This window comes from Methylobacterium carpenticola, assembly GCF_042748905.1.
GTDB lineage: Bacteria > Pseudomonadota > Alphaproteobacteria > Rhizobiales > Beijerinckiaceae > Methylobacterium > Methylobacterium carpenticola.
This window is the reverse complement of the sequence record NZ_JBHZEO010000001.1, coordinates 6,225,559-6,237,800: the sequence shown is the minus strand read 5'-3', so window position 1 is coordinate 6,237,800 and position 12,242 is coordinate 6,225,559. Positions and strand designations below refer to the sequence as shown.

Annotated in this window: 8 protein-coding genes; 4 read left to right on the top strand and 4 right to left on the bottom strand. The window is 70.4% G+C overall.

Going from position 1 to position 12,242, the window contains the following annotated elements:
* Positions 1-59: 59 nt before the first annotated feature.
* The 4 genes from treS to ACE101_RS28865 all read left to right on the top strand — a co-directional run bounded on the left by treS (position 60) and on the right by ACE101_RS28865 (position 7,680).
* A complete protein-coding gene (gene treS, locus ACE101_RS28880; RefSeq protein ID WP_379137248.1) occupies positions 60-3,326 on the top strand; it encodes a maltose alpha-D-glucosyltransferase in 3,267 nt (1,088 codons plus the stop codon).
* Positions 3,327-3,370: 44 nt separating this feature from the next.
* Positions 3,371-5,626: a 1,4-alpha-glucan branching protein GlgB gene (glgB, locus tag ACE101_RS28875; RefSeq protein WP_379139013.1), complete on the top strand. Its 2,256-nt coding sequence runs from the start codon at positions 3,371-3,373 to the stop codon at positions 5,624-5,626.
* A 58-nt stretch (positions 5,627-5,684) separates the two neighbouring features.
* Entirely contained in the window at positions 5,685-6,896 is a 1,212-nt protein-coding gene (locus ACE101_RS28870; protein WP_379137245.1) for a pyridoxal phosphate-dependent aminotransferase, read from the top strand.
* Positions 6,897-7,092: 196 nt separating this feature from the next.
* Positions 7,093-7,680, top strand: a complete 588-nt coding sequence (locus ACE101_RS28865) for a hypothetical protein (protein ID WP_379137242.1) — start codon at positions 7,093-7,095, stop codon at positions 7,678-7,680.
* Positions 7,681-7,754: 74 nt separating this feature from the next.
* On the opposite strand, the gene ACE101_RS28860 is transcribed toward ACE101_RS28865, so the two are convergent.
* The 4 genes from ACE101_RS28860 to ribH form a co-directional block, all read right to left on the bottom strand.
* The gene (locus ACE101_RS28860; RefSeq protein ID WP_379137240.1) at positions 7,755-9,902 is read right to left on the bottom strand and encodes a sodium-translocating pyrophosphatase; all 2,148 of its coding nucleotides are present in this window, start codon (positions 9,900-9,902) and stop codon (positions 7,755-7,757) included.
* Positions 9,903-10,121: 219 nt separating this feature from the next.
* Positions 10,122-11,114, bottom strand: a complete 993-nt coding sequence (gene thiL, locus ACE101_RS28855) for a thiamine-phosphate kinase (RefSeq protein ID WP_379137237.1) — start codon at positions 11,112-11,114, stop codon at positions 10,122-10,124.
* 12 nt (positions 11,115-11,126) lie between these two features.
* Positions 11,127-11,597, bottom strand: coding sequence for a transcription antitermination factor NusB (gene nusB, locus ACE101_RS28850; RefSeq protein ID WP_379137234.1), 471 nt, complete (start codon positions 11,595-11,597; stop codon positions 11,127-11,129).
* Positions 11,594-12,139 (bottom strand): 6,7-dimethyl-8-ribityllumazine synthase, encoded by a 546-nt coding sequence (gene ribH, locus ACE101_RS28845; protein WP_379137231.1) that lies wholly within the window; start codon positions 12,137-12,139, stop codon positions 11,594-11,596. Before ribH ends, nusB begins: the two co-directional genes overlap by 4 nt.
* Positions 12,140-12,242 lie beyond the last annotated feature (103 nt).

Genomic DNA, 12,242 nt, shown 5'->3' with positions numbered 1-12,242 from the left:
CGGGACTTCACCGTCTCACGCTTGGCGCACGGAACCCGGTCGAACGAGGCTCTGACGCGATGATCGATCGCAGCGATCCGCAATGGTACCGTGACGCCATCATCTACCAAGTCCACGTCAAATCCTTCTTCGATTCGAACAACGACGGGATCGGCGATTTCGACGGACTGACCGCCAAGCTCGACTACATCCGCGACCTCGGGGTCACGGCGATCTGGGTGATGCCGTTCTATCCCTCGCCCCTGCGCGACGACGGCTACGACATCGCCGACTACAAGGGCATCAACCCGTCCTACGGGACGATGCGCGACTTCCGGCGCTTCGTGCGCGAGGCCCATGAGCGCGGCCTGCGGGTCATCACGGAGCTCGTCATCAACCACACCTCGGACCAGCACCCCTGGTTCCAGCGCGCCCGCAACGCCCCCAAGGGCTCGAAGTGGCGCGACTTCTACGTCTGGTCCGATACCGACGACAAGTATCGCGACACGCGCATCATCTTCCTCGATACGGAAGCCTCGAACTGGACCTGGGACCCGATCGCCAAGGCGTATTACTGGCACCGGTTCTACTCGCACCAGCCCGACCTGAACTTCGACAACCCGCGCGTGCTCGACGCGGTGATCGAGGTGATGCGCTACTGGCTCGACATGGGCGTGGACGGCCTGCGCCTCGACGCGATCCCCTACCTGATCGAGCGCGAGGACACGAACTGCGAGAACCTGCCCGAGACGCACACGGTCATCAAGAAGATCCGGGCCGCGCTCGACGAGGGTTATCCGGACCGGATGCTGCTCGCCGAGGCCAACCAGTGGCCGGAGGAGACGGCGCAGTATTTCGGCGATGGGGACGAATGCCACATGGCGTTCCACTTCCCGCTGATGCCGCGCATGTACATGGCGATCGCGCAGGAGGACCGGCACCCGATCACCGACATCATGCGGCAGACCCCGGAGATCCCGGAGGGCTGCCAGTGGGCGATCTTCCTGCGCAACCACGACGAGCTGACGCTCGAGATGGTGACCGACAAGGAGCGCGACTACCTCTGGAGCTTCTACGCCGCCGACCGGCGCGCCCGCATCAATCTCGGCATCCGCCGCCGCCTCGCGCCGCTCCTGGAGAACGATCGGCGCAAGATCGAGTTGATGAAGTTCCTGCTGCTGTCGATGCCCGGCACGCCGGTGCTCTACTACGGCGACGAGATCGGGATGGGTGACAACATCTATCTCGGCGACCGCGACGGGGTGCGCACCCCGATGCAATGGTCGCCCGACCGGAACGGGGGCTTCTCCCGGGCCGATCCCGCGCGCCTGTTCCTGCCCACCATCCAGGATCCGATCTACGGCTTCGATGCGGTGAACGTGGAGGCCCATAGCCGCGCCCAGACGAGCCTGCTCAACTGGACCCGGCGGATGATCGCCATCCGCAACAACCAGGCCGCTCTCGGGCGCGGCACCCTGCGCTTCCTCTATCCGGACAACCGCAAGGTGCTTGCGTGGCTGCGCGAGTCCGGCGACGAGAAGGTGCTCTGCGTCGCCAACCTGTCGCGGGCGCCGCAGGCGGTGCAGCTCGACCTGTCGGAACTGCGCACCGCCGTGCCGGTGGAGCTGACTGGCGGCACCTCCTTCCCGCCGATCGGCGATCTGCCCTACCTGCTGACGCTGCCGGCCTACGGCTTCTACTGGTTCCAGCTCGCGCAGGGTCAGGCCGAGGCCGCGCCCCGCGCCGAGGCGCCCGAACTCTTCACCCTCGTCCTCACCGGCGGCGTCGAGACCCTGATCAAGGGCCGCGAGCGGCAGGCCTTCGAGCGCACGGTGGCGCCGCTCTTCATCGGCTCGCGCCGCTGGTTCGGCGCCAAGGGCTCGCGCATCCGCAGCGTTCAGGTCACCGACAGCGCCGTGCTGCCCGAGCGCGTGGGCAAGGGCGGCTTCCTGCTGCCGCGCCTCGCGGTGTCGCTGGCGAATGGCGAGCGGCAGGAATACTTCACGCCGCTCGCGGTCGATGAGGGCCGCGAGGACGAGGCGCTCCTCGATCACGCGGTGGCCCGCGTGCGCCGCGGCGCCCGCATGGGTCTCCTCTACGGGGCGGCCTCCTCGGCGAACTTCGCGCTCGCGATGGTCGACGGCATGCGCCGCGGCCTCGACCTGCCCTCGGAGGCGGGCGAGATCCAGTTCCGGGCGACCTCCGCCTTCGATCCCGAGCTCGACCTCGATCCGGCCGACATCCGGCGCCTCACCGCGGAGCAGAGCAACACCTCGATCGCCTTCGGTTCGCGGTTGATGCTGAAGATCCTGCGCCGGCTCCAGACCGGCACCCATCCGGAGGTGGAGGTCGGCCGCTTCCTCACCGAGGTGGCGGGCTTCCGCAACACGCCCGCGCTGCTCGGCACCGTCGAGCAGGTGGCGCCCGACGGCACCCGCACGGCCCTCGCCCTGCTCCAGGCCTTCGTGCGCAACCAGGGCGATGCGTGGACGCTGATGCGCGAGTACCTGCGCCGCGACCTCGACACGATCGTGCTCGTGCCCGAGAGCGAGGCGCCGGCGGCCGAGGAGGTCTTCGCCACGCATCTGCGCTGGGCGAACCTGCTCGGCCAGCGCACCGCCGAGATGCACCGCGCCTTCGCCATGGAGACCGACGACCCGGCCTTCGCGGCGGAGCCCTTCACGGCCGAGGATCTGGCCAGCCTCGTCGCCGACACCCGCCGCCAGGCCGAGAAGGCGATGCGCGGCGTCGCGGGCATCGGTGCGTCGGCCTCCGAGGGCGCGCGCGAGGTGGCGGCCGAGATCCTGGCCGCGCGGGGGGATATCGAGGCGCTGATCACGCGGCTCGGCCAGCACGAGCCGGAGGGCGCGCACAAGACCCGCATCCACGGCGATTATCACCTCGGCCAGGTGCTCGCCTCGCAGGACGATCTCATCATCGTCGATTTCGAGGGCGAGCCGTCCCGGCCGGTCGACGAGCGCCGGGCCAAGGCGACGCCCCTGCGCGACGTGGCGGGCGTGCTGCGCTCCTTCGCCTATGGCGGCGAGACCGTGACCCGCGAACTCGTCTCGCGCTTCGCCGAGGCCAGCGACCGGACGGTCGCGGCGGTGGCGGCGTGGCGGGCGATGATCCAGGGCGCCTTCCTCGAAGCCTACGGGCTCGCGGTGCGGGGCAGCCGGGCCGCGGTCACGGACGATGCCACCCATGAGCGGCTGCTGCGGCTCTGCCTGCTCAACAAGGCCCTCTACGAGATCGACTACGAGGCCAACAACCGCCCGGACTGGATCGAGATTCCGGCCCGCGGCGTCCTCTCCCTGCTCGACGAGATGCGAAAGGTGCCCGAATGACGGTTGACGCGACCCGCGCCCGCCCACCGGCTCCGCCCTCCCGGATGCCCCAGAACGCCGCGATTCCGCCCGGTGCCCCGGCGCCGGCCCGGACGCCGACGCCGTCCCGCCATGGCGGGGTCCAGCCCGACGCCGTCGAGGCGATCATGGCGGCGAACCACGGCGATCCCTTCGCGGTGCTGGGCCCGCACGAGGTCGCTCCCGGCCAGTGGGAGGTGCGGGCCGTGCTGCCCGAGGCGCGGGCCGCCGCCCTGATCGTCGGCGAGACGCGGATCGAGATGGAGCGCCGCCACCCGGCGGGCTTCTTCGTCGGGAGCGTCGCCCAGGAGCGTCGCCCGGATTACCGCATCGCCGTCGAGGGCTGGGACAACACCGAGCGCGTCCGGCGCGACCCCTACGAGTTCGGCGCCACCCTCACCCAGGACGAGATCGGGCTCCTGCGCGACGTCGGCAACGACGCGGTGCAGCGGGTGCTGGGCGGGCAGGCGATCACGATCGGCGGCATCGCGGGCTTCCGCTTCGCGGTCTGGGCCCCCAATGCCCGTCGCGTCAGCGTGGTCGGCGACTTCAACGACTGGGACGGCCGCCGCCACCCGATGCGCCTGTGGCAGAATGGCGGCGTCTGGGAGCTGTTCATCCCGGACCTGCCGAAGGGCGCCCACTACAAGTTCGAGATCCGTGGTCCGGACGGGTCGCTCCTGCCGCTCAAGGCCGACCCGGTCGCCTTCGCGGCCCAGCAGCCGCCCGAGACCGCCTCGCGGCTCGTGGGCCGCCCCGCGCCGCACTGGCGCGACGCGGCCTGGATGGCGAATCGCGGCAAGGCCGACCATCGCCACAGCCCGATCTCGATCTACGAGGTCCATCTCGGCTCCTGGGCGCGGGTGCCGGAGGAGGGCAACCGCTATCTCACCTACCGGGAGCTGGGCGAGCGCCTGATCCCTTACGTGAAGGAGATGGGCTTCACCCATATCGAGCTCCTGCCGATCACCGAGCATCCGTTCGACGGCTCCTGGGGCTATCAGCCGGTCTCGCTGTTCGCGCCGACGAGCCGCTTCGGCAGCCCTGAGGATTTCGCCGAGTTCGTGAACGCCGCGCACGAGGCCGGAATCGGCCTGCTGCTCGACTGGGTGCCCGGGCACTTCCCCCTCGACGCCCACGGTTTCGGCCTGTTCGACGGGACCCACCTCTACGAGCACGCCGACCCGCGTCAGGGCTTCCACCAGGATTGGGGCACCTACATCTATAATTTCGGGCGCACGGAGGTCTCGGCCTTCCTCGCCGCCAATGCCCGGTTCTGGCTGGAGGAGTACCACCTCGACGGGCTGAGGGTCGATGCGGTGGCCTCGATGCTCTACCTCGACTATTCGCGCCGGGCGGGCGAGTGGATCCCCAACCAGTACGGCGGCAACGAGAATCTCGACGCCATCAACTTCCTGCGCCGCACCAACGAGGCCACCTATTCGCACGCCCCCGGCACCATGACGGTGGCGGAGGAATCGACCTCCTGGCCCGGCGTCTCGCATCCGACCTACACGGGCGGCCTCGGCTTCGGCTTCAAGTGGAACATGGGGTGGATGCACGACACCCTGCGCTTCATCTCGAAGGACCCGGTCCACCGCCGCTACCACCACCACGACCTGACCTTCGGGCTGCTCTACGCCTTCTCCGAGAACTTCATCCTGCCGCTCTCCCACGACGAGGTGGTGCACGGGAAAGGCTCGCTGCTCGGCAAGATGCCGGGCGACCGCTGGCAGAAATTCGCGAATCTGCGCGCCTATTTCGGCTTCATGTGGGGGCATCCCGGCAAGAAGCTGCTGTTCATGGGCGGCGAGTTCGGCCAGGAGCGGGAGTGGAACCACAACCAGAGCCTCGACTGGCACCTCCTCGATGACCCGTTCCATGGCGGGCTCAAGGAGCTGGTGCGCGACCTCAACCGCCTCTACGCGGCGACCCCGGCCCTCTACGAGCGCGACACGGAGGCCGCGGGCTTCCAGTGGCTGGTGGCGGACGACGCCGACAACAGCGTGATCGCCTGGGCGCGCAAGGGGAAGCGGGAGGGCGAGATCGCCATCGTGGTCTCGAACTTCACCCCGATCCCCCGCGAGGGCTACCGGGTCGGCGTGCCGGCCCCGGGCTTCTACCGGGAGGCGATCAACACCGATGCGGCGACCTATGGCGGCGGCAACGTGGGCAATTACGGGGGCGTCGAGGCGCTGCCCGAGCCGTCCCACGGGCAGGATTTCTCCCTCTGCCTGACGCTGCCGCCTCTCGGGACCCTGATCCTCGTTCGCGAGGGTTGAGTCCGGCGGGCGGCCGGGGCAAGGCTCGGGGGCTCGAAGCCCCCAGCCAGGAGCCCCCATGACGCCGATGCCGAAGCCCCCGTCGCTGCCGCCCGTGAACCCGGAGGCGGACGACGTCCTGCCGAGCGGCATCGGCGAGCTGATCGCCTACGGCGTCGACCGGCCGGGGCTGATCCCGCTCTGGGTGGGGGAGGGCGACCGCCCGACCCCGGACTTCATCGGCGAGGCGGCCGCCCGCGCCCTGCGGGACGGCCACACCTTCTACACCCGCATGCTCGGCATCCCGGAGCTGCGGGAGGCCATCGCGGCCTATCTCGCCGGGGTCTACGGCGGTGGGACGACCCCCGACCGGGTCTTCGTCACGGTCGGGGGCATGCAGGCCTTCCAGATCGCCCTCAAGATCGCCGCGCGGCCGGGCGACGAGGTGATCCTGCCGACGCCGACATGGCCCAACTTCTTCGGCGCGATCGAGGCCGGCGGCGCCCGCCGCGTGATGGTCCCGATGAGCTTCGCGCCGGAATCGGGCTGGGCCCTCGACGTCGAGCGCCTCGCCGCCGCGGTGACGCCGCGCACGCGCGCCATCGTGGTGAACTCGCCCGCCAACCCGACCGGCTGGACCGCGAGCCATGCCGATCTGCGGGCGCTCCTCGCCATCGCGCGCCGGTACGACCTCTGGATCATCGCCGACGAGATCTACGGCCGCTTCAGCTTCGACCCGGCCCACGAGGCCCTCGGGCGGGCGCCCTCCTTCCGCGACGTCTGGGAGCCGGAGGACCGCGACCGCGTGCTGTTCGTCCAGACCTTCTCGAAGAACTGGGCCATGACCGGCTGGCGGGTGGGCTGGCTCGAAGGGCCGGCGGATCTGGGCCGTATCGTCGACGGGCTGATCCTCTACGGGACCTCCGGCGTCGCGACCTTCCTCCAGCACGCGGCCGTCGTGGCGATGCGCGAGGGCGAGGCGCTGATCCAGGCCCAGATCGCGCAGGCGCGCGAGGGCCGCCGCATCCTCGCCGAGGGACTGGGAAGGCTGCCGGGCGTCGAGCTGCCGCCGCCGGCGGGCGCGTTCTACGCCTTCCCGCGCATTCCCGGCGAGCCCGATGCGCGGCGCCTCGCCATGCGGCTCGTGGACGAGGCGAATGTGGGCGTGGCGCCCGGCACCGCCTTCGGTCCGGGCGGCGAGGGCTTCCTGCGGCTGTGCTTCGCGCGCAGCGCCGCCGATCTGCACGAGGCCGTGCGGCGGCTCGCGCCGGTGCTCGCGGCAGGGCGCTGAGCGCCGCGGGCGCAGGCTATTCATCGGACCTCGTTCCGGTCGATCGGATCGACCGGAACGCAAAGCTTGGCATCGCGGAAAGAATTGTCCTTCGCGATCGAAGAGTGATGCGGCGCACAGACGGGCGTCTCTCTTGAATACAGTCTTCGCAACTGCCCGGGCTGCGGCGGAGACCGCGCCCGGGCGGGAGGCGCACATGGCAAAGGCTGTTTCTCTCGCCGGCAGCATGATCTGGAGCGTGGTCCTGCCGGTCGGCTTGGCGCTGATCTTCTTCCTCAATTTCAACGCTGTGAGCCGGGCGTTCCGCGATCTCCTCGCGATGACCTCGCGGGTGCAGAGCTTGAAGGCGGGCTGGGTCGAGTTCACCCTGAAGGACAGGGACCGCCTGGTCGTGTCGCTGGAGAACGCGCGCATCACGGGAGTGGATGCGGGCGAGCAGCAGACGATCCTGTCGACGATCAAGGCCCTGAACGGGCTGGAACTGCAACGCCTGTTCAGCCTCGAGGAGAACGGCGTCCACTGCCAGTACAGCAAGCCGACATCCGAGATGCGGATGTTCTCGGCGGTCGATTTCGACCTCGAACAGGCCGGGCTGATCACCTCGACCTACGACGAGGAGGCCACGACGGCCGCATCCGATCGCCGGTTCGCGGATATCGGCGCGGCGCGGAGCTGCTACCGCCTCGCCTTCACCCCGCGCGGCTTCAACGTGAAGACGGTTCTGGTCGGCGTGATCCGGGACGGGTTCGACGGCGGCGTGGCGATCGCGGGCGAGAAGCCCTGATCCGCCATCGCGGGTCCCCCCGGATGCGGGGAGCCCGCACGCGGCGACTGCGCGCGGGCTCCGGGTTCACGCGCTCAGTGATGCGCCAGGATCGCCAGCAGCAGCAGGGCGATGATGTTGGTGATCTTGATCGCCGGGTTCACGGCGGGGCCGGCCGTGTCCTTGTAGGGGTCGCCGACGGTGTCGCCGGTCACGGCCGCCTTGTGCGCGTCCGAGCCCTTGCCGCCGTGATGCCCGTCCTCGATGTACTTCTTGGCGTTGTCCCAGGCGCCGCCGCCGGAGGTCATCGAGATCGCCACGTAGAGGCCGGTGAGGATCACGCCGAGCAGCATGGCGCCCACCGCCGCGAAGGCCTGCGCCTTGCCGGCGATGAGGTTGATGACGAAGAACAGCACTACCGGCGACAGCACCGGCAGCAGCGAGGGCACCACCATCTCGCGGATCGCCGCCTGGGTCAGCATGTCGACGGCGCGGCCGTAATCCGGACGGTCCGTGCCCTTCATGATGCCGGGCTTCTCGCGGAACTGGCGGCGCACCTCCTCCACCACCGCGCTCGCGGCCCGGCCCACCGCCGTCATGGCGATGCCGCCGAACAGGTAGGGGATCAGGCCGCCGAGCAGCAGGCCCACCACCACGTAGGGGTTCGACAGCGAGAAATCGACGCTGACGCCCTGGAAGTAGCGGTACTGCGTCTCCGTGGCGTTCTGCGTGAAGTAGTTCAGGTCCGAGGTGTAGGCGGCGAAGAGCACCAGCGCGCCGAGACCGGCCGAGCCGATCGCGTAGCCCTTGGTGACGGCCTTGGTGGTGTTGCCGACCGCGTCGAGGGCGTCGGTGGACTTGCGGACCTCCTTGGGCAGGCCCGCCATCTCGGCGATGCCGCCCGCATTGTCGGTGACGGGGCCGAAGGCGTCGAGCGCCACCACGACGCCCGCGAGCGCCAGCATGGCGGTGACCGCGACCGCGATGCCGAACAGCCCGGCGAGCGAGTAGGTGGCGATGATGCCCGCCACGATCACGATCGCCGGCATGGCGGTGGATTCGAGGGAGATCGCCAGCCCCTGGATCACGTTGGTGCCGTGGCCCGTCACCGAGGAATGTGCGATCGACTTGACCGGCCGGAAGTTCGTCCCGGTGTAGTACTCGGTGATGACGACGATGAGCGCCGTGATCACGAGGCCGACCACGGCGCAGAGGAACAGGCTCAGCGACGTGAAGCTCACGCCGGTATTGGTGGTGAAGCGCGTCGCGAAGCCGCCGAACAGCACCGCGTTGATGGCCGCGACGGCCGCGATGGAGAGCACGCCGGCCCCGATCAGCCCCTTGTAGAGGGCGCCCATGATCGACTGGTTGGCGCCGAGCTTGACGAAGAAGGTGCCGATGATCGAGGTGACGATGCAGGCCGCGCCGATCGCCATCGGGTAGATCAGCATGGTTTCGAGAACGTTGCGCCCGCCCACATCCGTCTGGCCGGAGAAGAAGATCGCCGCGAGCACCATCGTGGCGACGAGGGTCACCGCGTAGGTCTCGAACAGGTCGGCGGCCATGCCGGCGCAGTCGCCGACATTGTCGCCGACATTGTCCGCGATGGTGGCGGGGTTGCGCGGATCGTCCTCCGGGATGCCGGCCTCGACCTTGCCGACGAGGTCGCCGCCGACATCCGCCCCCTTGGTGAAGATGCCGCCGCCGAGACGGGCGAAGATCGAGATCAGCGAGGCGCCGAAGCCGAGGGCCACCAGGGCGTCGATGACCTCGCGGCTCGCGGGCGAGAGGCCGAGCTGGCGGGTGAGGAAGGTGTAGTAGAGGGCGACGCCGAGGAGCGCGAGCCCCGCCACCAGCATGCCGGTGACCGCGCCCGACTTGAAGGCGACTTCGAGCCCGCCGCCGAGGGACTGGGTCGCGGCCTGCGCGGTGCGCACGTTCGCCCGTACCGAGACGTTCATGCCGATGAAGCCGGCCGCGCCGGACAGGACGGCGCCGATCAGGAAGCCGATCCCGACCTTCACGCCCAGGAACCACGAGAGCAGGGCGAAGAGCAGGATTCCGACCACGGCGATGGTGAGGTATTGCCGCCGCAGATAGGCTTGCGCCCCCTCGGCGATGGCGCCTGCGATCTCCTGCATGCGCTGGGTGCCGGCGTCGCGCCGCATGACGTCGTTGATCGTGTAGATGCCGTAGGCAACGGCACAGAGGCCGCCCACGATGATGAGCAGGAGTGCGGTCATTCTACCGTCCTTGATGTCGGGCTTTGTCCCGCGACGGTCGACGGCCTGTGTGGCGAGCGGCGTCCCGTGCGGGTGTCCCTCCCCAGATGTGCGGAATCGATCGATCTCGACCCGCCCGACTTGAGTGCCAAACTTCACGGGCGAGCGCAAACGCTCTGACGGCTCGGCTTCAGGGGCAGAGCATGGAAATCCCGGGGGAAACCCGACGAAGGTCGGAGTTCAGAAGTGGCTGAACGATCCGGAGGCGAAGATCCGCGCCGTTCCGGCCGCATCGCGGAAGGCCGGGGCGGCATGGCCCTCGGTCACGCGGCCGATCGGGGCGAGAGCGAGTCCGGCCCGGCGGGCGGCCGCGCGCAGGGCCTCGACCTCGCCGGGAGCCGCGGCGCACAGGATCTCGTAATCGTCGCCGCCGGTCAGGATCGGCTCGATCAGGCGCTCGTCCCGCGCGAGCGCCGCCCGCGCGGCGTCCGAGAGGGGCACGGCGGCGATCTCGACCTCGGCGCTGGCCCCGGAGGCCCGCAGCATCTTGGCGAGGTCGCCCGCGAGCCCGTCCGAGACGTCCATCGCCGCCCGCGCATGGGCGAGGAGGGCGGGCGCCAGCGCGAGGCGCGGGCGCGGATGCAGGTAGCGGTCGGCGAGGTGCTGACGGTCGGCCTCGCCGAGGCCGGCGGCCCAGGCGGGATCGCGGCGGAGCGCGAGGCCGAGGGCGGCGTCGCCGATCGTGCCCGACACGAGGAGCATGTCGCCGGGCTGCGCGGTGAAGCGCCGGATCATGCGGCCCTGCGGCACCTCGCCGAGGGCGGTCACGCTGATGAGCGTCGGGCCGCCGGCCCGCACCGTGTCGCCGCCGAGGAGGGGGCAGCTGAAGCGGGCGGCTGTCACGCTCAGGCCCGTGCAGAACGCGGCGAGCCATGCCTCGTCCCAATCGTCGGCGAGGGCCAGCGTCAGGAGGAAGCCGCGCGGATCCGCGCCCTTGGCGGCGAGATCGGACAGGTTCACGCCGAGCGCCTTGGCGGCGATCGAGGCGGGCGGATCGTCGGGAAAGTAGTGGATTCCGGCGACGACCGCGTCGACCGTGAGCACGAGGTCGTGGCCCGGCGCGGGGGTCAGCACCGCCGCGTCGTCGCGCAGGCCGAGCCCGCCGGGCCCGGCGAGCGGCGCGAAGTAGCGGGCGATCAGCTCGTCCTCGCTCGGGCGGGGGAGGGCGGCCACGGCCGTTCCGCCTCAGCCCTCGCGGCCCGCCTTGTCCAGCTCCTCGGACCGGGCGGCCCGCGCCACCTTGTCGAGCACCGCGTTCACGAGGCCGGGCTCGTCGCCGCCGTAGAAGCTGTGCGCCACGTCCACGTATTCGGAGATCGCCACCCGCACCGGCACGTCCTTGCGGAAGATCACCTCGTAGGCGCCCGCGCGCAGGATCGCCCGCAGCACCGATTCCAGCCGCCGCAGCGGCCAGCCGGCGGAGAGCGCCCCGTCGAGACGCTGGTCGATGGCCCGCTGCTCCTCCACGGCGCCGCGCAGGACGTCGCGGAAGAAGGCGGTCTCGGCCGGCGGGTGCTCGATCCCATCGACCACCTGGCCGATCCAGAAGGCTTCGAACTCGGCCAGCGCGTCGATCACGCCCTTGCCCGAGATCTCCATCTCGTAGAGGGCCTGCACGACGGCCAGGCGGGCGCCGCTGCGCTCGGCAGGTTTCATTCCGCTGTCTCCGCGGCGCGGCGAGGGGTGAAGCCGATGGTGCGGTCCGGGCGCTCCGCGGCCTTCGCGCGCTTGAGGGCCAGCACCGCGAGGGCCGCCTCCGCGGCGCCCCCGCCCTTGTTCATCTCCGCGACGCGGGCCCGGGCGAGCGCCTGCGCCTCGGTCTCGACGGTGAGGATGCCGTTGCCGAGGGGCAGCCGCAGCATGACCGAGAGGTCCATCAGGGACCGCGCGCTCTCGCCCGCGACGATGTCGTAATGCCCGGTCTCGCCGCGGATGACGCAGCCGAGCGCCACCACCGCGTCGTAGGGCTTGCTCGCCCGCGCGGCGGCCTCGACGAGGATCGCCACCGTCTGCGGGATCTCCAGCGCGCCCGGCACGGTCACGACCTCCGCCTCGGCGCCCGAGGCCGCGATCGCCTCGGTGGCGCCGCGCAGGAGCTCGTCGGCGATGTCGTCGTAATAGCGGGCCTCGACCACCAGGACCCGGGCGTCCTTGAGCGAGGGACGGTCGCTGCCGCTGTCTCGGCGTGGCGTTACCATGTCGGATCCCGATCGAACCACGAGAATTCAGGCGCGCGCGGCCGGCCGGTTGGGCGTGCCGCGCGGAGAGGCGGGAGCACTAGACCGAAGTGCCGTTCCCGAC

Coding starts and splice junctions, on each gene's coding strand:
- treS (WP_379137248.1), top strand. CDS start 60: ATGATCGATCGCAGCGATCCGCAATGGTACCGTGACGCCATCATCTAC.
- glgB (WP_379139013.1), top strand. CDS start 3,371: ATGCCCCAGAACGCCGCGATTCCGCCCGGTGCCCCGGCGCCGGCCCGG.
- ACE101_RS28870 (WP_379137245.1), top strand. CDS start 5,685: ATGACGCCGATGCCGAAGCCCCCGTCGCTGCCGCCCGTGAACCCGGAG.
- ACE101_RS28865 (WP_379137242.1), top strand. CDS start 7,093: ATGGCAAAGGCTGTTTCTCTCGCCGGCAGCATGATCTGGAGCGTGGTC.
- ACE101_RS28860 (WP_379137240.1), bottom strand. CDS start 9,902: ATGACCGCACTCCTGCTCATCATCGTGGGCGGCCTCTGTGCCGTTGCC.
- nusB (WP_379137234.1), bottom strand. CDS start 11,597: ATGAAACCTGCCGAGCGCAGCGGCGCCCGCCTGGCCGTCGTGCAGGCC.
- ribH (WP_379137231.1), bottom strand. CDS start 12,139: ATGGTAACGCCACGCCGAGACAGCGGCAGCGACCGTCCCTCGCTCAAG.